15 protein-coding genes are annotated in these 23,982 nt (G+C 67.9%); 10 read left to right on the top strand and 5 right to left on the bottom strand.

Annotation, left to right across the window (positions count from 1 at the left end; genetic code table 11):
- Positions 1-47: 47 nt before the first annotated feature.
- Entirely contained in the window at positions 48-635 is a 588-nt protein-coding gene (locus ACFXHA_RS22060; protein WP_379359507.1) for a DUF4282 domain-containing protein, read from the bottom strand.
- A gap of 349 nt (positions 636-984) precedes the next feature.
- Here ACFXHA_RS22060 and ACFXHA_RS22055 point away from each other — a divergent pair, with 349 nt between their 5' ends.
- From ACFXHA_RS22055 to ACFXHA_RS22040, 4 genes are all read left to right on the top strand, one after another.
- A complete protein-coding gene (locus ACFXHA_RS22055) occupies positions 985-1,449 on the top strand; it encodes a hypothetical protein (protein WP_379359505.1) in 465 nt (154 codons plus the stop codon).
- 316 nt (positions 1,450-1,765) lie between these two features.
- A complete protein-coding gene (locus tag ACFXHA_RS22050; RefSeq protein ID WP_379359503.1) occupies positions 1,766-3,979 on the top strand; it encodes a molybdopterin-dependent oxidoreductase in 2,214 nt (737 codons plus the stop codon).
- A 19-nt stretch (positions 3,980-3,998) separates the two neighbouring features.
- Positions 3,999-4,661: a Crp/Fnr family transcriptional regulator gene (locus ACFXHA_RS22045; RefSeq protein WP_379359501.1), complete on the top strand. Its 663-nt coding sequence runs from the start codon at positions 3,999-4,001 to the stop codon at positions 4,659-4,661.
- Positions 4,662-5,049: 388 nt separating this feature from the next.
- Complete coding sequence (locus tag ACFXHA_RS22040; protein ID WP_379359499.1) at positions 5,050-5,667, top strand: pyridoxamine 5'-phosphate oxidase family protein; 618 nt, start codon at positions 5,050-5,052, stop codon at positions 5,665-5,667.
- Here ACFXHA_RS22040 and ACFXHA_RS22035 read toward each other — a convergent pair.
- A complete protein-coding gene (locus tag ACFXHA_RS22035; protein ID WP_379359497.1) occupies positions 5,664-6,119 on the bottom strand; it encodes a GtrA family protein in 456 nt (151 codons plus the stop codon). The two genes, ACFXHA_RS22040 and ACFXHA_RS22035, sit on opposite strands and share 4 nt — an antisense overlap.
- 71 nt (positions 6,120-6,190) lie before the next feature.
- On the opposite strand from ACFXHA_RS22035, the gene ACFXHA_RS22030 reads away from it, so the two are divergent.
- Both ACFXHA_RS22030 and ACFXHA_RS22025 read left to right on the top strand, forming a co-directional pair.
- Positions 6,191-7,681 carry an FAD-binding protein gene (locus ACFXHA_RS22030; RefSeq protein ID WP_379359495.1) on the top strand — a complete coding sequence of 497 codons (1,491 nt, stop codon included), beginning with the start codon at positions 6,191-6,193 and terminating at the stop codon, positions 7,679-7,681.
- Entirely contained in the window at positions 7,678-8,439 is a 762-nt protein-coding gene (locus tag ACFXHA_RS22025) for a decaprenylphospho-beta-D-erythro-pentofuranosid-2-ulose 2-reductase (RefSeq protein WP_379359493.1), read from the top strand. The genes ACFXHA_RS22030 and ACFXHA_RS22025 overlap by 4 nt, the downstream gene beginning before the upstream one ends.
- Positions 8,440-8,511: 72 nt before the next feature.
- Here ACFXHA_RS22025 and ACFXHA_RS22020 read toward each other — a convergent pair whose 3' ends face one another.
- Positions 8,512-9,447 (bottom strand): NAD-dependent epimerase/dehydratase family protein, encoded by a 936-nt coding sequence (locus tag ACFXHA_RS22020; protein ID WP_379359491.1) that lies wholly within the window; start codon positions 9,445-9,447, stop codon positions 8,512-8,514.
- 160 nt (positions 9,448-9,607) lie between these two features.
- Here ACFXHA_RS22020 and ACFXHA_RS22015 point away from each other — a divergent pair, with 160 nt between their 5' ends.
- Together ACFXHA_RS22015 and ACFXHA_RS22010 are read left to right on the top strand one after the other, a co-directional pair.
- A complete protein-coding gene (locus ACFXHA_RS22015) occupies positions 9,608-11,536 on the top strand; it encodes a galactan 5-O-arabinofuranosyltransferase (RefSeq protein ID WP_379359489.1) in 1,929 nt (642 codons plus the stop codon).
- 157 nt (positions 11,537-11,693) lie between these two features.
- The gene (locus ACFXHA_RS22010; RefSeq protein ID WP_379359487.1) at positions 11,694-13,559 is read left to right on the top strand and encodes a glycosyl transferase; all 1,866 of its coding nucleotides are present in this window, start codon (positions 11,694-11,696) and stop codon (positions 13,557-13,559) included.
- 6 nt (positions 13,560-13,565) lie between these two features.
- Here ACFXHA_RS22010 and ACFXHA_RS22005 read toward each other — a convergent pair whose 3' ends face one another.
- Both ACFXHA_RS22005 and ACFXHA_RS22000 read right to left on the bottom strand, forming a co-directional pair.
- The gene (locus ACFXHA_RS22005; protein ID WP_379359485.1) at positions 13,566-15,212 is read right to left on the bottom strand and encodes a serine/threonine-protein kinase; all 1,647 of its coding nucleotides are present in this window, start codon (positions 15,210-15,212) and stop codon (positions 13,566-13,568) included.
- Positions 15,213-15,225: 13 nt separating this feature from the next.
- On the bottom strand, positions 15,226-17,106 hold the full coding sequence (locus tag ACFXHA_RS22000; protein WP_379359483.1) for a serine/threonine-protein kinase: 1,881 nt from the start codon (positions 17,104-17,106) through the stop codon (positions 15,226-15,228).
- A 131-nt stretch (positions 17,107-17,237) separates the two neighbouring features.
- Here ACFXHA_RS22000 and ACFXHA_RS21995 point away from each other — a divergent pair, with 131 nt between their 5' ends.
- The gene (locus ACFXHA_RS21995) at positions 17,238-20,492 is read left to right on the top strand and encodes an arabinosyltransferase domain-containing protein (protein ID WP_379359481.1); all 3,255 of its coding nucleotides are present in this window, start codon (positions 17,238-17,240) and stop codon (positions 20,490-20,492) included.
- A 123-nt stretch (positions 20,493-20,615) separates the two neighbouring features.
- Positions 20,616-23,954 carry an arabinosyltransferase domain-containing protein gene (locus tag ACFXHA_RS21990; protein ID WP_379359479.1) on the top strand — a complete coding sequence of 1,113 codons (3,339 nt, stop codon included), beginning with the start codon at positions 20,616-20,618 and terminating at the stop codon, positions 23,952-23,954.
- Positions 23,955-23,982: the final 28 nt, after the last annotated feature.

Here is a 23,982-nt window from a genome sequence, read left to right as displayed (position 1 = left end):
GACGCGGGACGCGGCCTGGTGGTTAGGATGTCGACCTTCGGTCCAGGTTACTTCCTCGAAGAGCGCTTGCGGAAGCGCCAGAACTGCACGGCCTGAACGTCTTTCGAGAGCTGATTGACCGGCTCGGCGACATCGGACAACGCCTGGAAAAGATCGTCGGCCATATCGGCGATATGGGCGACCCGTCCCGCCAGCCGGGACGCGTTGAGCACGAACTCCAGCAGCAGGCGCACGGTCGCGGCGATCACCAGGCCCAGCGGAATCGCGAAGCAGACTCCGAAGACGATGCCCAGCCAGGCCGAAATCCGCCACAGCCCTACGGTTCCCACAATCGGGATGGCGACCGCGCCGGCCAGCCCGAGTAGATAGGCCAGCGGCAGCAGGGTGCGGGTGGCGGCGCGGTGAAACTGCAGGTCCAGCAGGGCGCGCGCGGCATCCACGCTCCAGGAGCCGAAAGCGCTTGGGCTGGCGAAGGGTTCGACCGGTTCCTCGGCCTCCTCTTCCTCGGCCAGCCGCCGGGACATGCGGCGGGTCGCGGACTCCTTGAAGGCGGCCCAGCGACCCTCGGTGATGATCTCGTCGAACTCCTCGAATTCCTCGAGTTCGGCTGTGTTCCCGCCCGATTGATCGGCCATGCCGCCGATCTCCTCTCCCGCAGACCTTTTCGGCGGATCAAGTGTCGCCCGTAACGCCGGGGGCGGACAGTCCGAGACAGTGTGGTGTAGAACACGTCCCACCGTTGTCCCGCTTGCGGGTTGGCGGCGGGCGTCACCGCCCTTGACGGCGTCGGCGCAGGCAGGACCGTCACGGGCAGGTCGGGTCACTGCTGCGCCAATGTCACTAAAGGGTCAAAACAGACCGGGCATAGGACGTTCTCAGACAGAACCGGACCGTTGGTGAAAAAGGGTGTGTAACGACCCGGACACCTCAGGCCGATACGACGCACAGAGCAGGAACTAGATCTACCGGGGAATGGAGAAACCAGTGCGTACGACGTTTTCGTCAGCCGTTGCAGAATCAGCGCAGGACTACATCCAGCGCGGCTGGACGGTCGCCGAAACCGCCAATGGCATCTGCCTGGTCACCGACGACGAGGTATCGGGCATCGAGGTCACCGGCGACACCGCCGCCTTCGTGCGCCGCTACCTGCGCGCCAATGATCTGACCGGGCCGGTCATCGAGATCCCGGGCGCCGAGCGCCGCGAGATCCACCTGGTGACCGGACTGCGCAAGGCCGAGCGGGCCATCGAGGCGCTGCGGGCCGCGGGCATTGCCGTCTACACCGACGGCGCGGGCATCCCGCTGCCGCCGAGCAAGCTGTCCGCCGGCGCGGCCTGCTGGGGCGTCGCCCCGCACGAGGCCCGCTGGCTTCCGCCGGTCGTCGCCATCGCCGCCGCGGTGCGCGCGGCCGCCAAGGGCGCTCCGCAGGCGGCTCGTATCGCCTCCTGACACCGGCTCGAATATCGACGCGAAACCCGCGAGTGCACCCCGGCGCTCGCGGGTTTCGCCGTATCCGGGTACAAACGTTGCAAATTCAGAGAGAGCGGACATAACGCCTCGTCATTCCGGCGGGAACGAAGATCTGGGTACGTGCGCCGATACGTTTAGATCCTGTCAACCGCAACGACTTTCGCCGATGGTGTGACCCTCCAACATTTCGGTCCTTCGGCTGTGTGAGTCCCCCACAAGGCCACGTAAGTCCCGCACAAGCCGATTCGGTCTGTTCCGGTGTTTCGCCGGGCGGGGTCGCGGGCGATCATTGGGTATGACCCACGTCACGGACAGCCCCCGGACGGTGCTGCGCACCTGCCCGCTCTGTGAGGCCGTGTGCGGCCTCGAGCTCACCCTGGACAGCGCGAACCGCATCGCCGCGGTGCGCGGCGATCACGCCGACCCCTTCAGCCGGGGCTTCATCTGCCCCAAGGGCGCGACCCTCGGACATCTGGACTCCGATCCGGATCGGCTGACCGGGCCCATGATTCGTGATCGCGCCACCGACGCCTGGCGGGCGGCGAGCTGGGACGAGGCGTTCGAGGTGATCCGGGAGCGGCTGCCGCAGGTGTCCGCCGAGTTCGGCAATCAGGCGGTCGGGCTGTACCTGGGCAATCCGAACGCGCACACCGTGGCCGGCGCGCTGTACGTGCCGCTGCTGATCCGCGCGCTGGGCACCCGCAGCCTGTTCTCGGCCAGCACCGCCGACCAGATGCCCAAGCAGGTGTCGAGCGGGCTCATGTTCGGCGATCCGCTGACGGTGGCGGTTCCCGACCTGGACCGCACCGACTATCTGCTGATGATGGGCGCGAACCCGCTGGAATCCAACGGGTCACTGTGCACCGCACCGGATTTCCCGGGCCGCCTCAAGGCGCTGCGCAAACGCGGCGGGCGACTGGTGGTGGTGGATCCGCGGCGCACCCGCACCGCCAAGCTCGCCGACGAGCACCTGTTCGTGCGGCCCGGCAGCGATGCCTACCTGCTGTTCGGCATCGTGCACACGCTGTTCGCGGAGAATCTGGCCGAGCTGCGCGTCGAGGTGAACGGGCTGGACGAGATCCGGGCCGCCGCCGCCGATTTCACGCCGGAGCTGGCGGCCGTGCGCACCGGGGTGCCCGCCGAGACCATCGTGCGGATCGCGCGCGAACTGGCCGCCGCCCCGACGGCCGCCGTCTACGCCCGAATCGGCACCTGCACGGCGGAATTCGGGACGCTCACCCAGTGGCTGGTGGATGTGATCAATGCGCTCACCGGCAATCTGGACTCGCCCGGCGGGGCCATGTTCGCGACCGGGGCGGCGCTGGGCATCGTGCGGTCGCGGCCCTTCCGCACCGCACGCTGGGGCAGCCGGGTGCGCGGATTGCCCGAGGCCATGGGCGAATTGCCGGTGGCGACGCTGGCCGACGAGATCCTCACCCCCGGCGAGGGGCAGATCCGGGCCATGGTGACCGTGGCGGGCAACCCGGTGCTGTCCGCACCCAGCGGCGCACGGCTGGATGCCGCCTTCGCGGGCCTGGAGTTCATGGTCAGCGTGGACCGCTATCTCAACGAGACCACCCGCCACGCCGACGTCATCCTGCCGCCGCCGCGCATTCTGCAGTCGCCGCACTACGATTTCGCGCTGCTCAACTTCGCCGTCCACAACTACGCCCGCTACTCGCGCCCCGTGGTCCCGTTGGGCCCGGACGAGATGTCGGAGGCCGAGGTGATGGCCCGCCTCGCGCTGGCGATCTCCGGCCAGCAACCCCAGCCGGGCCTGGACCCGCTCACGGTGATCGACGAGATCGTCATCGCGGGCACGCTGCACAAGGCCGGCGTGGCCGACCGGCGCGCAGAGTTGCTGGGCGACAACACCACCGAACAGCGCCTCGACATGATGCTGCGGCTCGGCCCCTTCGGCGAGTGGGCCACCCAGCCCGACGAGTCGAGCGAATGGCGCGGCAAGCTGAATCTGCAAGTGCTGCTCGACAATCCGCACGGCATCGACCTGGGGCCGCTGGAGTCCCGGCTGCCCGGGGTGCTGCGCACCGCGTCGCGGAAGGTGGAGCTCGCGCCCGCCGAGATGCTGGCCGATCTGGTGCGGCTGCGCGCGCGGGCCACCGCCGAGCAGCCGGAGATGGTGCTGGTGGGGCGGCGGCAGCTGCGGTCGAACAACAGTTGGTTGCACAATGTGGGGCCGTTGATGGGCGGGTCGAATCGGTGCACGCTGCAGATCAATCCGGAGGATGCGGCGCGGCTGGGCTTGACCGGGCTGACGGTGGTGAAATCGGCGGCGGGCACGGTGACCGTCGAGGTCGAGCCGACCGACGACATCATGCCGGGCGTGGTGAGCCTGCCGCACGGGTGGGGACACGCCGACAGCACACAGGCGGTGGCGCGGACCCACGCCGGGGTGAACGCCAATGCGCTGACCGATGATTCGCAGGTCGACGCCCCGTCCGGCAACGCCGTGTTCAATGGGGTTCCAGTCACGCTGAGCCGGGCGTGACCCGACCGCGAGGCACAGCGTGACGGAATTCGAACTGCTCGACGGGCTTTCGCCGCAGGAGCGGCGAGAGTTCGTCGCGGCGTGCACGCCGCGCCGGTTCCGGCGTCGCGACATCGTCTGCCACGAGGGCGATCCCGGCGACTCCGTGCATCTGATCGTGAGCGGGCGGCTGCTCGTGCGGGTCACCACCCCGCTCGGGCACACCGCCACCCTCACCGTGCTCGGGCCGGGCGAGATGTTCGGCGAGCAGGCGCTGCTGAGCCCGGAGGCGCGTCGCACCGCGACCATCGTGGCCGCCACCGACGTGCAGACGCTGACCCTGAACCGGACCCAGCTCGAGCGGCTGCGGCGCGATCATCCACAGGTGGAGCGGTTTCTCACCACCTCGCTGGCGGCCCAGGTGCGGCGGCTCTCGGCCGCGGTGCTGGAGGCGTTGTATCTGCCGGTGGAGACGCGGGTGCTGCGGCGGCTGACGTATCTGGCCGCCGCGTACGGGGACGGTGCGGGCGCACCGGCGGTGATCCGGCTGACGCAGGAGGATCTGGCGTCGATGGCCGGCACCACCCGGGCAACCGCCAACAAGGTGTTGCGGGAGTTGGAGGATCAGGGCGTGGTGCGGCTGGGCCGGGGCGCGGTGACGGTGCTGGATCGAATGCGACTGGAGCGCAAGGCGAGTAGATAGACCTTTCGGTATTTATGTTTCTTGCACCGAAGATCGCCCTCAGCTAGGGGGATGACATCCGGAGAATGCACGCCGAAACTCTGCAAAATGGACAAATCAGGAATGCGAAATCCCCGCGCCCCCTAGGGATCTCGCAGACCTGCGACCCGGAACCACGGTCAGCATCCCCCCAGTTAAGGGACAAACGACTCTTGTGAGCCCTTCCGTCCGGGAGGATCCTCGCTCGGGAACGTTTGTCCGGCCACAGTCGAGAAAGCCCCACCAGGGCAGATGTGCCGGTTCACGCATTCGCCACACGAAAATAGTTAAACCGTATAGGATTTCGGCTGGCCGTAGTTCGTGGCCGAGCCTCTTCTATCCGGTATTCAGCTACCAAAGGGGACCCGCGATGCCCGGTATCGGAAACGGCAGCGACGGCGAACGGGAACTGCAGGAACGCTACGGTAGCGAGGAACGGGCGCAGCGCTTCTACAACGATCAAGTGCGGGATCGGCTCAATACCCACATGATCGATTTCATCGGCCGGATGGATATGGCGTTCATCGCCACCTCCGACAAGCACGGCGAATGCGATTCCAGCTTCCGCGCCGGCAATCCGGGCTTCCTGCACGTGATCGACGACCACACCGTGGCGTATCCGGAATACCGCGGCAATGGCGTGATGGCCAGCCTCGGCAACATTCTCGAAAACCCCCACGTGGGCATTCTCATGATCGATTTCGTGCACGACCTCATCGGCCTGCACCTCAATGGCACCGCCCGCATCGTCGACGACGCCCTCATGCGCCGCTGCGTGCCCGACCTGCCCGCCGAACAGCGCGGGCGGGTGCCGGAACGCTGGGTCGTGGTCGATGTGGAAGAGGCCTACATCCACTGCCGCAAACACATTCCGCACCTGGTCCCGGCGCAACGCGAGGCCCGGCAGTGGGGTACCGACAATATGCGCGCGAAGGGCGGCGACTACTTCCGGGCCAAGGAAGAGAACAACGCCCTCGTCGACTCCTAGTGGATCTTGAAGATCACGGCCCGCTGGACGATGAAGTTGATCACGGTGGCGGTGCCCTGCGCGACGCAGAAGGCGAAGAACATGCGCCACCAGGCATCCGGCAGTGCGTAGTAGCAGACCTGGTTGATGCCGACCTGCAGCGCGAAGGTCACCGCGTACAGCGCGATGACCGCGATGAACCGCTTGCGGCTCGGCTCCGCCTTGAAGGTCCAGCGGCGATTGATCAGATACGCGGTGGTCGTACCCGCGATGAAGCTGATCGACTTCGCCACCGGCAGCGGCAATCCGACCACCTTGAACAACAGCGTGTACAGGCCGAAGTCGACAATGGCCGACAGCCCGCCGGTGACCGCGAATCGAATGATCTGGGTCTTCAGATCAACGTCCGTACCACCCGGTTCGTCGACGAGGGGCAGCTCGGGCGGCAGGGGCAGATGGGGTTCCGCGGTCACAAAGCAGAAGAGTAATGCCCGGGACAAAGGACACAAGCCTCGAGACGGTTATGCCTGTAGCCTCTATGCCGATGTCCACGAAAGCTCAGACCACCACCGCGGCCGCCGCGGAGCTCAGCTCCGCAGGCGAGAGCCCGGTCGTCGGCAAAGATCAAGAGGGCACCGCGTCGCAGGTTCTGCCGACGCAGACCCGGCGCTTGACCGGTTGGGGTCGTACCGCAGCCACCACGTCGGAAGTGCTCTCCACCAATGACCCCGAGCTGATCGCCAAGGCGGTCGCCATGGTCGCGGAGGACAACGACGCCAAGCCCGCGCATCTGCGTCGCGGTGTCATCGCCCGCGGCCTGGGCCGCTCCTACGGCGATCACGCGCAGAATGCCGGCGGCCTGGTGGTCGACATGACCGCGCTCAACCGCATTCACCGCATCGACCGGGACTCCCGGCTGGTGGATGTGGACGCGGGCGTGTCCCTCGACCAGCTGATGAAGGCGGCGCTGCCGTTCGGCCTGTGGGTTCCGGTGCTGCCGGGCACCCGGCAGGTGACCGTGGGCGGGGCCATCGGCTCCGACATCCACGGCAAGAACCACCACAGCGCGGGCAGCTTCGGCAATCACGTGCGCTCGCTGGATCTGCTCACCGCCGACGGCAAGGTGCAGACCATCGGGCCCAAGAAGAACGCGAAGCTGTTCTGGGCCACCGTCGGCGGCAACGGCCTGACCGGCATCATCCTGCGCGCCACCATCGAGATGACGCCGACCGAGACGGCGTACTTCATCGCCGACGGCATCAAGACCACCGGCCTGGACGAGACCATCGCGGTCCACAAGGACGGGTCCGAGGAGAACTACACCTACTCCTCCACCTGGTTCGACGCGATCAGCGCGCCGCCGAAGCTGGGGCGCGCCAATGTGTCTCGCGGTCGCCTGGCGAAACTCGATGAGCTGCCGAAGAAGCTGCGCAAGAATCCGCTGAAGTTCGATGCGCCGAATCTGATGACGGTGCCGGATATCTTCCCGACCTTCGCGGTCAACAAGTTCACGCTGGGCATGGTCGGCGAGGCGTACTACGCGCTCGGCGGCAATTACACCGACAAGATCATGAACTTGACGGCGTTCTACCACATGCTCGACGTGGTCTCGGAGTGGAATCGGGCCTACGGTTCGCCCGGATTCATCCAGTACCAGTTCGTTTTGCCGCCCGAGGCGCTCGATGAATTCACCAAGATCATCGTTGATATCCAGCGGTCGGGGCATTACACGGCGCTCAATGTACTGAAGTTCTTCGGCCCGGGTAACCCGGCCCCGCTGAGCTTCCCCATGGAGGGCTGGAACATCTGCGTCGACTTCCCGGTGCGGCCCGGCCTCAACGAGTTCGTGCGCGAACTGGACCGGCGCGTCCTGGAATTCGGCGGTCGCCTCTACACTGCCAAGGATTCGCGCACCGACGCGGAGACTTTCCACCAGATGTACCCGCGGATCGACGAGTGGATCAAGATCCGCCGAAGTGTCGACCCCACAGGCGTTTTCATGTCCGATATGGCGAGAAGGCTGGAGCTTCAGTGATCAATGCGGTAGGGAATCCGCAGTCCATTCTGCTGCTGGGCGGCACCTCGGAGATCGGCTTGGCGATTTGCGCCGAGTATCTGAAGAAGGGCCCCATGCGCATCGTCCTGGCCGCGCTGCCGGGCGATCCGCTGCGTGAGGACGCGGTGCAGCAGATGAAGTCGGCCGGCGCCTCCGAGGTGCAGGTCATCGACTTCGACGCGCTGGAGACCGAGACCCACCCGGCCGTCATCGACGCGGCCTGGGCCGGCGGCGATATCGACGTGGCCGTGGTCGCGTTCGGCATCGACGGCGACGGCGAGATCTTCTGGCAGGACCAGCGCAAGGCCGTCATGATGGCCGGGATCAACTACACCGCCGCGGTTTCCGTGGGTGTGCTGCTCGGCGAGAAGATGAAGGCGCAGGGCTTCGGCCGCATTCTGGCCATGTCCTCGGTCGCCGGCGAGCGGGTGCGCCGCTTCAACTTCGTCTACGGCTCCACCAAGGCGGGGCTGGACGGCTTCTACCTGGGTCTCGGCGAGGCGCTGGCCAAGTTCGGCCCGCGCGTCACCGTCATCCGCCCCGGCATGGTGCGCACCAAGCTCTCCGCGCACGCCAAGGAGAACGGGTTCACGGTCAACAAGGAGGACGTCGCCCTCCTCGCCGTGGCCGCCTCCGAGAAGGGCAAGGAAATCGTCTGGGCCCCGGGCTCTTTCCGCTTCGTGATGATGATCCTGCGCCACGTCCCGCGCCCGATCTTCCGCAAGCTGCCTATCTGACTCTCAGGGGTAAACCCCTGAAACCCCGACAGACCAGCGCCGCTCCCGGTTCGACCGGGAGCGGCGTTGTCGTTATCCGAGGGACGCGATGATGGCGTCGACCTCGGAAAGCTTTGGCTGCCAGTCGAGCTCGGCCGCCGCCTTGGTGGCGTCGACGACCAGGGTCGCCGGTTCGGCGGCGGGTGGATTGTGCGTCAACGGAACCCGGAGGCCCGTCACCCGCTCGACGGCGGCCACCACATCGAGAATGCTCGTACCCCGCCCACTTCCGAGGTTGTAGCGCGCGAAGACACCCGGTGCCGGGAGCCGGTGCACGGCCGCCACGAACGCGGCAGCGGCATCATCCACATGCAAGTAGTCCCGCACGGCACTGCCATCCCCGTTCACGCCCAGCGGCGTCTGTGACCGCGCCGCGGCCAGCACCCGGGGAATCAGCCGGGTCGGGTCGCGGTCCTCACCCCCGGCCAGATTCGGCAGCCGCAGCACGATCGCGCCGAGGGCACCGCTGAGAGCCTGGGCCTCGACCACCGCTTCGGCCGCCACCTTGCTGCTCGCGTAGGGATGGGGAGGCGCGACGGGGAGATCCTCGGTCATCGGCTGCCGGTCGGGCGAGCCGTAGACGGCGCAGGTCGAAGAGAACACCAATCCGGTGACGCCCTCCTCGGCCATGGCCCCGAGCAGCGCGACGGTGCCGCCGGTATTCACCTCGAAGTACCGCAGTGGCTCGTCGAAGGACTCCCGGGCCCGGGTCAGTCCGGCCAGGTGGCAGACCGCATCGACCCCGGCGACCGCCCGGCGGAGGTCCTTCGAGTCGCGCAGGTCGGCAACCCGTGTATCCCAAGCCCCGGGAATATCGGCTCCACCCGACCGAATCAATGCGACCGGTCGGTGCCCAGCGGCGGCCAGCGCCCGCACCACCGCCCCACCGAGATAGCCACCGGCCCCGGTGACCAGTACCCGGACCGGTCGATCCGGCGGGGCGGGCACGGCGGAGGCGGGCTCGGTCATTCCGCGAGGCTACCGGCGGGGTCGAGCCCGGCCACTACCGCGCCGACCACCGGTCGTTGCGGGCGTCGCCGCCTCGGCAGGCCCGGCGAAGTGTCCGGGGGCGGGGTACTGGCTAGGCTGACGCGCGGTCCATGGACACGAATGCGGAGGCTGGGTGCGGATGAGCGGACGGGCTGGCGGTCGACTGACTCTGGCGGCGCGGCAAGCCGGCGGGGCGGCCGGGGAGGCCGTTCTGGCGGCGCTGGTGGCCGCAGTGGTAGCGGGCATCGGGCTGAAGGCGTTCTCGACCGTGCACTGGCCGGCGTTCAACTCGTCCAATGTGACTCGGTCGCTGACCACGGTGGGGCAAGTGGTCGCGCTGGTCATGCTGGTGGCGGCGGTTGTGCTGCTGCGGCTGCGCAAATGGGGTTGGCTCGCGAAACTGCTGTCCTGGGGCGGTATTTCAGCGTTCGTGACGGTGACTCTGGGGATGCCTTTGGCAGCCACCAAGCTGTACCTGTTCGGTATGTCGGTGGACCAGGAGTTCCGGACCCAGTATCTGACGCGGCTGACCGACAGTGCGGCGCTGCACGATATGAACTACATCGATCTGCCACCGTTCTATCCGGCCGGGTGGTTCTGGATCGGGGGGCGGTTCGCGAGTCTGACCGGGATGGCGGGGTGGGAGGCGTTCAAGCCGTACGCGATCATCGGGCTTGCGGTGGTGGCCGCCATCGCGCTGGTGTTGTGGTCCAAGCTGATTCGCGCCGACTGGGCGGTGGCGGTGGCGGCCGCGACGACGGCGGTGACACTGGCCTACGGTGCGCCGGAGGCGTACAGCGCGGTGCTCACCCTGCTGCTCGGCCCTGCCCTGCTGCTGGCCTGGGGTGCGCTGCACCGGCCCGCCGAGCCGGATGCCGCCGAGCCGACGGCCGGGGGCTGGGGCGCGGTGCTCGGAGCCGGAGGGTTCCTCGGGCTCGCGGCCACTTTCTACAGCCTGTACTTCGGTGTCGCGGTGTTCGCGGTGTGCTTGATGGCGGTGATCGCGGCCGGACTCGCGATTCGTGCGCAACGCAGCTGGCGGTCGATGCTGCCGATCCTGGTGCGGCTCATCGGAATCGGCGCGGTCTCGGGCCTGCTGGCACTGACGGTGTGGACGCCGTTCCTGCTGAAGTTCGTGTCCGGCAAGGCTTCTCTCGGATCCGGTTCGGCCTTCCACTATCTGCCGGAGTCGGGTTCGCGACTGCCGCTGCCCATGACCGAGTTCAACCTGCTCGGGGCGTTCTGCCTGGCGGGAACGATCTGGCTGGTGTTGCGGGCCGGGAGTTCGCGGCGCGCACAGGCGCTCGGCATCGGCGTGATCGCCATCTATCTGTGGTGCCTGCTGTCCATGGCGGCCACCGCCGCCGGCACCACGCTGCTGGCATTCCGGCTCGAGTCCCCGCTGAAGGCGCTGCTGGCGGCGGCGGGGGTATTCGGGTTCGCGGAGGGTGCGCGGGCGGTCTACCAGGCATTGAACGAGCCCGGCCGGTTCCGGTTGGCCGCGGCGGCGGTGGCGCTGGCGGGCGCCATCGGATTCAGCCAGGGCATCCCGAACGTGCTGGCGGCGGAGATCAACACGGCCTACACCGATACCGACGGCAATGGGGCACGCGCGGACGAGCGGCACCCGTCGGCGGTGTTCTACTACCGCGAGATCGACGCGAAACTGCTGGAGCAGACCGGGCGGCCGCGTGATCAGACGGTGGTGCTGACGGCGGACACCAGTTTCCTGGCGGTCTACCCCTACTACGGATTCCAGGCTCTCACTTCGCATTACGCGAACCCGCTGGCCGACTTCGCGGACCGCACGGCCGAGATCCAGCGCTGGGGCACGTTGAAGACGCCCGACGAACTCGCCGATGCGCTGAACCACTGCCGTTGGCGGGCTCCGGACGCGTTCCTGTTCCGCAGTTCCGGCGACGACTACACGCTGCGCCTGTCGCAGGACGTGTACCCGAACGACCCGAATGTGAAGCGGATCACAGCGGCAATCCCCAAGTCCCTCTTCGACGATGCGCGCTACCGCACCACGGTCATCGGCCCGTTCACCCTCGTGGTGCGTGTCTGAACGAAAGAACGAGACAAGCATCACTTATCCACAGAAAACGGTCGATTTCTGTGGATAGGCACCGGTTTCTGTGGATAACCACGCCACTTGCCAGTGCAATCTCAGCCGAACCCGGTAGCGTGGGCCGCTGATTTGCAAGGCATCAAGGAGTCAGCGCGTGGCACAGGGGCGGGTATTCGACCGGGGGGTTGACAACGGTTCGGCGGTAACGGTTCTCGACCGTCCCGCGCCGGATACGGCTCGCCCCAAGCTCACTCGGCAGCGGCGGGTCCGCCGCCGCGTCCGGCTCGCCCGCGCCGATCTGATCGTGGCCACCGCGTACCTGTCGCTGGCGGTGCTGGTGCTGTCCGGCCAATGGCTGCACCCCGGTCGCGGGTATCTGATCAAGAGCGGCCAGGACCAGACCATGTGGGAGTGGTTCTTCGCCGTCACCGCGCACAACATCGCGCATCTCGAGAACCCCCTCGGCACGCTGCTGCAGAACTATCCCGACGGCGTGAACATGATGGCCAATACCGCCATGTTCGGGGTCGGGGTGCCGCTCACCCCGGTCACCCTGCTGTTCGGCCCGACGGTGACCTTCGTGCTGGTGCTCACCCTGGGACTGTTCGGCACCGCCTTCGCCTGGTACTGGCTGTTCTCGCGCGAGGTGGTGAGCTCGAAGTTCGCGGCGGCCGTGGGCGGCCTGTTCTGCGGTTTCGCGCCCGCCATGATCTCGCACGCCAACGCGCACCCGAATTTCGTGGTGCTGGCCCTGCTTCCGCTGATCGCGCTGCAGTTGATCCGAATGGCCAAGCGCGCGAGCGCGTCCGGTGAGGTGCGCAAGGCCCGGCGCAACCGCGACGCGGTGATCCTCGCCCTGCTGGTGGCATTGCAGATCGCGCTCGGCGAGGAGCCGCTGCTCATCTTCGCGCTGTCATTCGGGCTCTTCGCGCTCGTCTACCACCTGCACACCCCGCGCACCGGCCTGCGCGAACTGCGCGCCATCACCCCGACGGTGCTGATCGCCGCGCTGATCACGCTGGGGCTCACCGAGATTCCGCTGTGGTGGCAGTTCTTCGGCCCGCAGTCCTACCGGTCCATCGACCACGGGACGATGCAGAACGACCTCAAGGCGCTGTTCCAGTTCCCGTCCGAATCCCTCGGCGGGCTGGTCATGCACGGGCAGAACGTGGCCATCAATCCCACCGAGGAGAACGCGTACTTCGGCTGGCCGCTGTGGATCGTGGTCGCGGTGGCCACGGTGCTGATGTGGCGCGAACGGGTGGTGCGCGCCGCCGCCGTGGTGATCGTGACGTTCTCGGTGATGTCGCTGGGCTCGGTCCTGATGCTCGGCAAGCACGACACCGGAATCAGCCTGCCGTGGAAGCACTTCGAGAATATGGCGCTGCTGGACACGGTGCTGGAGTCGCGTTTCACCATGGCCGCGATTCCGGCCATTGCCGTCATCCTGGCGCTGGCCACCCAACGGGCCCTGGACTATTGGAAGGTCTCCGCGACCGACTGGCGGCCGCTGGCGCTTTTCGCCGCGCTGGCCTGCGCCCTGATGCCGCTCACGCCGACCATCCTGCCGGTGGTGCAGCGGCCCGCCACCCCGGCGTTCTTCACCGATGGCACGGTGCGGCAATACGTTTCGCACGGTTCGGTGGTCATCGCGCCGCCGCCGACCCCGCCGGATGCCCGCGCATTGCAGTGGCAGGTCAATTCCGGATTCGAATTCCCGCTCGCCGGAGGCTATTTCGTCGGACCGACCGGGGCTTCCAAGAAGGGCCGCTACGGCCCGGACGATCGCCCCACCGCGAGCCTGCTGATGAAGGCCCAGCGGTCCAACACCGTTCCGGCCGTGGACGATGCCGCCCGCGCGCAGGCGCTGGCGGATCTGCGCTACTGGCACGCCGATGTGGTGGTGCTGCCGCCGACCGACAATGGCGATACCCTCCGGCTGACCGTGGACCAGCTGCTCGGCTTCCCCGCCACCTACGTCGACGGCGTATGGCTCTGGGATGTGCGCGGGCTGGTGTAGGCCGTTTCAGCCGGTCTTGTGGTAGGTCACGAAGCCGCTGACCGACAGGGCCCGGGTGATCACGCCATTGCTCAGTACCAGTTCGTGCTGGCCCTGGACCTGGCAGCCGCTGATGCCGGAGTCGAGGGTGCCCGCGCCGAGGGTGATGTCGCCGGTGCTGGGCACGGCGATCAGACGGTAGTCGAACACGCAGATCACCTGGCCGCCGGTCAGAATCGTCGAGGTTACGACCGGTTGGTTCAGATCACCCTGACGGATGCTCAGGCGATAGTCGTTGGTGTTGGAATCGCTGGATCCCGACCACTCGCCGACGAAGTCGGCGGGCACCTTGCCCGCCGGTGCCGGCGGCGCGGTGGCGGCGACCGTGGAGGTGATCGGGACCGCCGTGGCCACGGTCGGCACCGCCGCCGACAGTGGTGCGCCACTGGGAGTTCCGTGGCTCTCCAGATCCGCGACCACCCAGACCGCGCTGCCCCCGATCACCGCCGCCGCGATCACGGCGAGCAGTCCGATGAGGATGCCGCGACCGGTCCCTGCCCCGGACTGCCGGGGTTCGGGAGCCCGATGCCGGTGTGACACAGCGTCTTCGGCCGGAGCCGCACCCGGACCGTAGACGACGCCGTAGGGCGCGGGCCCCGGATCGGCGTAATAGTGGCCCGGGCCGAGCGTGGTCGGATCGGTACGCGGCGAACGCAGCATCGCCGGATCCGTACGCGGCGAACGCAATACCGTCGGATCCGTGCGCGGCGAGCGCAGCACCGTCGGGTCGGCCGCGAAGCCGAGCGGCGGGGTCTCGACCGCGGTCGTCGGGGCGGCGGGCGCGCGCCAAGCCGCCCAGGCGGCGTCGGTGAACTCGGTACAGCTGGCGAATCTTTCGTCCGGATACTTGGCCAGCGCACGATCGAAGACGGCGTCGAAGGCGGACGGCAGATCCGGGCGCACCTGGGTGACGTGCAGCGGCGGCGTGCCGGTGTGCGCCAGGATCAGGCCCGCCAGATCATTGGCCAGGAAGGGCCGCGACCCGGTGATCAGCACGAAAAGCGTGCAGGCCAAGGAGTATTGGTCGGTGCGCGGGTCGAGGTAGCGCCCCGACACCTGCTCGGGCGAGGCGAAGGCGAAGGTGGCCGAGATGTCCCCCGTCTTGGTGACATGGGTGGTCTCGTCGCGCAGCCGGGCGATGCCGAAGTCGGTGAGCAGCGCGCGTTCCGGGCGGCCGTCCTCGGCCGGGGAGAGCATGATGTTCGACGGTTTGACGTCGCGATGCAGCACCCCCTTGCCGTGCGCGTAGTCCAGGGCGGCGGCGACGCCCTCGCCGATGCGCAGCGCCCGCTCCGGGGACAGGCCCGAAAGTTCGTCCGCGTCCGGGCCTTCCACGTACTGCATGGCGATCCACAGTCGCCCGTCGTCGAGCCCCCGGTCGTAGACCGAGACGATATTCGGATGGTCGAAGCGGGCGGTGATGTCGGCCTCGCGTTCGAAACGCCGCCAGCCTTCGGCGTCCGCGTTCACCTCGTTGCGCTGAAATACCTTGAGGGCGGCCAGGCGTGGTAGCCGGGGGTGGCGTGCCGCGTAGACGGTGCCCGATCCCCCGGCTCCGATCCAGCGCTCGATCACATATCCGGCGATGTCCTCGCCCGGCTTCAGATCGGACATGACGCACACCTACCTACTTCAAGGGAGCCCTCTCGAGCCAGTCGGTCAGGAGGCTGTTCACCGTGTGCCCGGGCCAGCGCAACACCATGACGAAACGGGATCGGGGATCCCCGTCCGGGAAGGAGACGGCGGCGAGCACGCGGTGGGCTTCGGAGTCCTGGGTGGCGGCCGAGTCGACGGCCGCCGCGGTGGTGATGGTCAGTTGGCCCGCCACATCGTCGTGGTCGACGCCGCTGACCTTGATGGCGTTGTCGGCGAAGAACAGCTGGGCCACCGATTGCCCGGGGCGGGTATCGAAGTCGATGACGTCGAAGTGGACCTGGCCGGTGGTGTCGTCGGCGTTGCAGCGCACCCGGTGCGCGCCCTGGGCGGACTCGCCGGGGCCGGGATCGCGGGCCTGGCACGAGCCGCCCTGCCAGCCGACGGCGGTGCCGGTGGAGGCGAGCTGGCCGATCAGGCTGGGGAAGGCGCGGGCGATGGCGATGTCGTCGTGCCCCCAGGAGGAGACCACGGCGTCGGCGCTGGTGTACGTGATCAGGCCGCTCACATCGGTTTTGCGGCTGACCCGGCCGTCGGGCAGCAGGGTGAGGGTGGTGGGGCCGTTGGCCTTGCAGGCATTGGCCGGTTCCCGCACCACGATCTCGGAGGTGCCGACGATGAGCCGATCTCCCTCCTTGGGCACCGCGTCCAAGGGTGCGGAGAACTCGCAGTGGAAGGGAGTCCCGTTGGGCAGCACGCCATCCACGCGATTGGACAGCACCGGGTCGCCCGTCTTGGCCTGCTGCACGGTGAGCCGGTAGTTGGTCTGGCCCTCGGTGGCCAGCCAGGTGCCGACGAAACGGGCCGGGACCAGGCCGGTATCGGCGATCGGGGCGGGTGCGGGGCTGCCCTGGTGGAAGGCGAAGCCGATCACCGCGGCGGTCACGGCGGCTACCGCCACGGGAATGAGGGTGCGACGGTGGAGCAGGCTGCGCCACCAGGGTTTCCGGCCGCGTGGACGGCGCGGCGGCGGATGCGGGAGCAGCCGGGCGGGGGCGGTGCGGGCCAGCGCCGGATCGGAGTAGTACGCCTGGGTGGCGGCGTAGGCGAAGTCCGCGCAGCTCTCGAAGCGATCCTCCGGATCCTTGGCCATGGCCTGCTCGAAGACGGCGTCCAGGGCGGACGGGAGGTCGGGGTTCACCTCGCTGATGGGCAGCGGCCGCTCCTGGGTGTGGGCGTGCACCCAGCCCAGCGGATTGTCGGCGCGGAAGGGTCGGTGGTCGGTGAGGAGTACGAAAAGTGTGCAGGCCAGCGAGTATTGATCGGATCTCGGACCGACCGGTTTGCCGCTTACCTGTTCGGGTGACGCGAAAGCGAAAGTGGCGGAGATATTTCCGGTATGGGTGAGCTTCGTAGTCTCATCGCGCAGCCGGGCGATGCCGAAGTCGGTGAGCAGGGCGCGCTCCGGGCGGCCGCTGTCCGGATCGGCGATGAGAATGTTGGAGGGCTTCACATCCCGGTGCAGTACGCCCTTGCCGTGCGCGTAGTCGAGCGCGGCCCCGATCTCGGTGGCGATGCGCAGGCCGCGATCGGCCGAGACATGGTGCAGCTCAGCGGCATCCACGCCGTCGATGAACTGCATGGAGATCCAGAAGATGTCGTCGGTGACGCCGCGGTCGAAGACCTGCACGATATTGGGATGGTCGAAGTGGGCGGCGATATCGGCCTCCCGCTCGAAACGCCGCCAGACATCGGCATCCTCGGCGACATCGTCGCGCTTCAAGATCTTAAGAGCCGTCAATCTCGGCAGCCGCGGGTGCCGCGCCGCATAGACGACGCCCGATCCCCCGGCACCGATTCGCCGCGCGATCACATACCCGGCGATAACTTCGCCGGGTCGCAGCTCGGTGGTCATGCTCCCTCTTTACGGTTCCGGCCCGGCCCCACGCCCAGTTCGGATAACAACCATCCTGACTGACATCTGCGGATTCGGCTACAGACGAGTCGTGGCGGAACCCGCTCCGGGGGTAGCTAGAGTCGGTGCTCGTGCGCGCAGACTCCCGAGCGTTCCACCGCTTCCGACTCATCGCCCTGGTCTCCGGGTTACTGGGATTCCTGCTGGCGGCCATCACGCCGATCCTGCCGGTCAACCAGGACCGGCCGACACTGCAGTGGCCCCAAGGGGATACGGCGAACGTCGATGCCCCTTTGGTGTCGTATGTGCCGTTGAACCTGGATGTCAGCCTGCCGTGCGGGCTGCTGCGGGAGTTGCCGACCGGCACGCTCTTCTCGACCGTGCCCGAGGCGTCGGGGCAGGCCGAATCCAAGGGCCTGGTCGTCAAGGTGACCGACGAGCCCGAGAAGGGGCGCACGGTCTCGGTGCTGGTGCGGCTGATTCCGTTGCTGTCCGCACCGATTGCCGAAATCGAGAACTGCACCGCGATCACGGTGCATTCGGATGCCACCGAGACCCGGGTCGAGTTCGCCGGCGTCAGCCGCAAGGACGGGACGCCGTTCACCGGCAAGGTGGGCGGGGACACCCGGCCGCAGGTGGTGGGCCTGTTCACCGACCTGAAGCGGGATCAGCTCGGAAACGCCTCCGCCACCGTGCATATCGACGCGCGCTTCACCTCCAGCCCGAACTGGATCAAGCGGGCCGCGACCATCGGCGCGGTGCTGTTCACCCTGCTCGCCATGTACGCGCTGCACATGCTCGACACCTCCGACGGGCGCAAGCCGCGCCGGTTCCTGCCCGCGCACTGGTTCCGGGTCCGGCTCGCGGATGTGGCGGTGATCGGCACGCTGCTGGTCTGGCACATCATCGGCGCGAACACCTCCGATGACGGCTACATCCTGAATATGGCTCGGGCCTCCAAGGATTCGGGCTACATGGCCAACTACTACCGCTGGTTCGGGGTGGCGGAAGCGCCCTTCGGCTGGCCGTACGAGGTGCTGGCCTGGATGACCCGGATCAGCGATTCCAGCCCGTGGATGCGACTGCCCGCCCTGCTCGCGGGTATCACCTGCTGGCTGGTGATCAGCCGGGAAGTGCTGCCGCGCTTGGGTTCGCGGGTGCGCCGCGACAATGTCGCGGTCTGGACCGCCGGGCTGGTGTTCCTGGCCGCCTGGATGCCCTACGACAACGGCCTGCGCCCCGAACCGCTCATCGCGGCGGGCGCGCTGCTGACCTGGTGCTCCATCGAACGCGCCATCGCCACCGGGCGACTGCTGCCCGCCGCGGTCGGCGTGCTGATCGCCGCGTTCTCGCTGGCGGCCGGGCCGACCGGGCTCATCTGCCTGGCCGCGCTGTTCGCGGGCGCGCGGCCGGTGCTCATGGTCATCATCAAGCGCGCCAAGGACGGCGAGGGTTCATGGCTGCTGCGCTACGGCGCGCTTCTCGCGCCCGGCGTGGCGGCCGGAACCCTGGTGCTGGTCGTCGTTTTCGGCGATCAGACGCTGGCCTCGGTGATGGAGGCGACCCGGGTGCGCACCCTCATCGGGCCCAATGTGGCCTGGTTCGACGAGCGCACCCGCTGGGACTCGCTGCTCATGCTCTCGCCCGACGGGTCGCTGGCACGGCGCTTCGGCATTCTGGCCATGCTGCTGGCACTGGGCGTGTGCGTGATGGTGATGCTGCGCAAGAACGGCCGTATCCCCGGCACTTCGCGCGGGCCGTCGGCGCGGATCCTCGGCATCATCTTCATGTCGCTGTTCCTGATGATGTTCACGCCCACCAAGTGGACCCACCACTTCGGCGTGTACGCCGGACTCGCCGGATCGGTGGCGGCGCTGGCCGCGGTCGCGGTGGGGGTCAACGGGATTCGCTCACCACGCAATCGGACGCTGTTCACCGCGGCGGTGTTCTTCCTGCTGGCCATCACCTTCACCGGGCCCAACGGCTGGTGGTACGTGTCCAGTTACGGTGTGCCGTGGTTCGACAAGGCCCCGCTGATCGCGGGCAAGGGCTTCTCGACGCTGTTCCTGGGCCTGGCGGTGCTGTGCCTGCTGATCGCGGCCTACCAGCACTTCCGGGAGCCGTACGCGACACCGAAACCGGCACGTGGGTTCGACAAGTTCGCGAGCATGCCGCTCACCCTCGCCGCGGCCGCGCTGGTGCTGTTCGAGGTGCTGTCGCTGGCCAAGGCGGCCGTCAGCCAGTACCCGGCCTACTCCATCGCCGAATCGAACCTGCGGGCGCTGCGGGGTGATTCGTGCGCGCTGGCCAACGAGGTGCTGGTGGAGACCGATACCGCCGGGTCGCTGCTGCACCCGTGGAGCGGTTCGGACGCCGACGGATTGGTCGCGGAGAACACCGGATTCACGCCCAACGGGGTCGCCTCCGACCTCACCGCGGACACCGAGGAGACCGTCTCCGGCGGGGCCAACTCGGTGAACGACAAGTCCGGCAACAAGACCTCCAAGACCACCGGCGCGGGCACCGGCGGCGGGAAGAGCGACGAGACCGGCATCAACGGCAGCACGGTGGCCCTGCCCTTCGGGCTGGACCCGGCCAAGACGCCGGTCATGGGCAGTTACACCGATGGCGAGCAGCAGGTTTCGAAGCTCACCACGCAGTGGTACAACGCCGAGCAGTTGAAGTCGGTGCGCAACGACCCGGCCTACCAGGTGCTGGTCGTGACGGCGGCGGGCCGCATCAAGTCCTTCAACAAGGACGGGGTGGAGACCTACGGCCAGGACCTGATCGTCGAGTACGGCACCCGCGACGCCGACGGCAAGGTCACCGACACCGGGCAGATCCGGCCGATCGATATCGGCCCCAGCCCGTCCTGGCGCAATCTGCGCGTCCCGCTGGATCAGATTCCGGCCGGGGCCGATGCGATTCGCCTGGTGCTCAACGACGCCGATATCACCCCGCGTCAGTGGCTCGCGGTGACTCCGCCGCGCCTGCCCAAGCTCGCGACCTTGAATGACGTTATCCCCCATGACGCCCCGGTCCTGGAGGACTGGCACGTCGGCCTCGCCTTCCCGTGCCAGCGACCCTTCGACCACCACGACGGCGTGGCCGAGGTGCCGCAGTGGCGCATCCTGCCCGACCGGGTGGGCCAGGACGCCTCCAACGCCTGGCAGGACGACATCGGTGGCGGTCCACTGGGCTGGACGGGTTTGCTGCTGAAATCCGAGACCCGCCCGACGTATCTGAAGCACGACTGGAGCCGCGACTGGGGCGCACTCGAGCAGTTCACCCCTTATGTCCCGAATGCGAAGAAGGCCCCGATCCTCGACGTGACGGTCCAAACCCGCTCCGGCCTGGCCAAGGATTCGCCCATCAAGGCCAAGTAGAACCTGGAAAAGCCCGCGTGAAGCAGTGCTTCGCGCGGGCTTTTTCGAGTATTTCGACCATGCTTGTCGTGGCGCGGGAGTGAAGAGCGCCACTCTCAGTGACTGCCTATACGATCAGCAACCGTGCCCGACGCCTCCGCAGTCCTCACGAAGCCGAATCCCTCGGCGACCGCACCCGCAACACCGCGCGATTTCCGCATCGCGAAGCTGATCGCCATCGTCGCCGGCCTGCTCGGCGCGGTGTTCGCGCTGGCGACCCCGTTCCTGCCGGTGCAGCAGACGCAGGCGGAGGTGAGCTGGCCGCAGGGCAATTCGCTCGATCCGGTGCAGGCGGCACTGGTGTCGCAGGTGCCGATCGACGTGAATCTCAGCATCCCGTGTTCGGCGGTGAGCCAACTGGATCCGCGCGGCGGCATCCTCATGGCAACCGCACCGCCGCAGGGCAAGGGCGCGGACCTGGAGGCCATGTTCGTCCGCGTGTCCGGTGACGCCGTCGACGTGCTGGACCGGAATGCCGTGGTGGCCACCGCGACCCGCGCGGAGATGAGCGAGTGCACCAAGCTCGTCATCACCTCCGACGACAAGCAAACCTACGCCAACTTCGAGGGCGTCACCCGCACCGTCGAGAAGCCGACCGCCGACGGCGGCCGGGAACTCGTCACCGTCCCGGTCGAGGGCCGCCTGCTCGGCGACCTGCGCCCGCAGGTGGTCGGCGTCTTCACCGATATGAAAGGCGCGGTCCCGGAGGGCCTTTCGTTCCACATGACGGTGGACTCGCGGTTCTCCTCCTCGCCGACCGTCATCAAGCTGGTCGCGATCATCGCCGCCGTGCTGCTGACCCTGCTGTCCATGGGCGCGCTGGCGGTGCTGGACACCAGTGACGGTCGCGGCCACCGCCGCTTCCTGCCCGCGCACTGGCTCAAGCCGACCTGGGCCGACGGCGGCATCATCGGCACGCTGCTGCTGTGGCACTTCGTGGGCGCCAACACTTCCGACGACGGCTACATCCTGACCATGGTGCGCGCGGCACCGCACGCGGGCTACCTGGCCAACTACTTCCGCTGGTTCGGTGTCCCGGAGGCCCCGTTCGGCTGGTACTACTACGTCATCCAGGCGTTCGCCGAGATCTCCACCGCCAGCCCGTGGGTGCGAATTCCCGCGCTGCTCTGCGGCATTCTCTGCTGGCTGGTGATCAGCCGCGAGGTGGTGCCGCGACTGGGCAATGCGGTGGCCAAGTCCAATGTCGCGCTGTGGACCGGCGGCCTGGTGTTCCTGGCCTTCTGGCTGCCCTACGACAACGGCCTGCGCTCGGAGCCGATCGTCGCGCTGGGCGCGCTGCTGACCTGGGTGTCCATCGAACGGGCCATCGCCACTTCACGATTGCTGCCCGCCGCGGTCGCGGTGCTGGTGGCGGCGTTCACGCTGGCAGCGGCACCGACCGGGCTGATGTGTGTGGCGGCGCTGCTCGCGGGCATCCGGCCGCTGGTGCGGATCGTGGTGCGACGCCGCAAGCAGTTCGGCGACCTGGCCCTGCTGGCCCCCATCGCGGCATCCGGATTCCTGGTCCTGGTGGCGGTTTTCGCCGATCAGACCTTCGCCGGAATCATGGAGGCCAACCGGGTGCGGCAGGTGACCGGGCCCAACCTGGCCTGGTACGAGGACTACCTGCGCTACTACTACCTGTTCGTCGAGACCGTCGACGGCTCGCTGGCGCGGCGTTTCGCGTTCCTGCTGATGATCCTGTGCCTGATCACCACCATGCTGGTGCTGCTGCGCCGCCGACAGGTGCCGGGCATCGCGAGCGCGCCGACCTGGCGGCTCATGGGCGTGGTCTTCGGAACCATCTTCTTCATGATGTTCAACCCGACCAAGTGGACCCACCACTTCGGTTCGTACGCGGGCATCGCGGGCTCGCTGGCGGCGGTGACCGCGGTCGCGGTGTCCGCCACCGCACTTCGCTCCCGCAAGAACCGCTCGGTGTTCCTGGCCGGGCTGCTGTTCACCCTCGCCGTCGCCTTCTCCGGCATCAACGGCTACTGGTACGTCTCCAGCTACGGCGTGCCCTGGTACGACAAGCGGGTATCGCTGCACGGCTTCCAGTCCAACACCTTCATGCTCATGCTCTTCGGGCTGGCGCTGGCCGTGGTGGCCTGGCAGTCACTGCGGGAGGGGTATGCCAAACCGGAGGCGGACGGGAAGACCAAGCGCGGCAAGCGGATCCGCAAGTTCGCGGCCGTTCCGCTCACCGTGGTGGCGGCGCTCATGGTGGCCTTCGAGGTGCTGTCCCTGGTGAAGGGCGCGGTCGGGCAGTACCCGGCGTACTCGCTGGCCCGCTCGAACTTCGACGCCGTCGCCGGCAACACCTGCGGACTCGCCAACGACGTGCTGGTGGAACCGGATGTCAACAGCGGCAACCTGACCCCGATCCCACCGTCAACCGGCGACCCGCTCGCCGGTGAGAACCCGAAGGGCTTCTCCCCCAACGGCGTCGCCGACAAGCTGGACGCCGACAGCGTCGAGGTGAAGCCGGGCACCGGCAACACCTCCACCCAGACCGTCGGCCCGGCCTTCGAGAAGGGCCAGAACGCGGGAACCGGCGGCGGCAAGGGCGCGGAGGGCGTCAACGGTTCCACCGTCGCGCTGCCCTTCGGCCTGAACCCGGCCACCACCCCGGTGATGGGCAGCTACCAGGACGGCGTGCAGCAGCCCGCCGAACTCACCTCCAGCTGGTACACGCTGCCCCCGCGGACGGACGAGACGCCCCTGATCGTGATCTCGGCGGCCGGTCGCGTGATGTCCTTCGACGCCACCAACAACATGACCTACGGCCAGGACCTGTTCCTGCAGTACGGCCACCACAACCCGGACGGCACGGTCACCTACATCGACCAGTACCGGCCGCTGGATATCGGCCCGGCCCCGTCCTGGCGCAACCTGCGCATCCCGCGCTCGGCCCTGCCCGACGACGCCGACGCGGTCCGCATCTACGCCCGCGACCCGATCCTGATCGGCGACCAGTGGCTGGCCTTCACCCCGCCGCGGGTGCCGAAGCTGGTGTCGCTCAACAACTATCTGGGCTCCACCCAGCCGATCCTGCTGGACTGGGCCGTCGGCCTGCAGTTCCCGTGCCAGCACCCGTTCGATCATCGCAACGGCGTGGTCGACGCGGCCCCCAAGTACCGCATCCTGCCCGACCGGCCGCTGGCCACCAGTTCCACCAACACCTGGCAGGCCGAGGAATTCGGTGGTCCGCTGGGCTGGGCGGAGATGCTCTCGTCGTCCAAGACGGTCCCGACCTATCTGAAGGACAACTACGACCGCGACTGGGGTTCGCTCGAGCAGTACGAGCCGTTCTACACGGATCCCTCGGATCCGAGCGGCTTCCCCAAGCCCGCCGAGATCGACACCCACGAGGTGACTCGCTCCGGGTTCTGGTCACCGGGCAAGATGCGGGTGTTCTGACCCGCGACATGACGTAATCGGTGGCCGC

It is taken from the genome of Nocardia sp. NPDC059240, from assembly GCF_042753865.1.
GTDB lineage: Bacteria > Actinomycetota > Actinomycetes > Mycobacteriales > Mycobacteriaceae > Nocardia.
The sequence above is the reverse complement of the archived record's forward strand: the minus strand, read 5'-3'. Positions and strand labels throughout refer to the sequence as shown.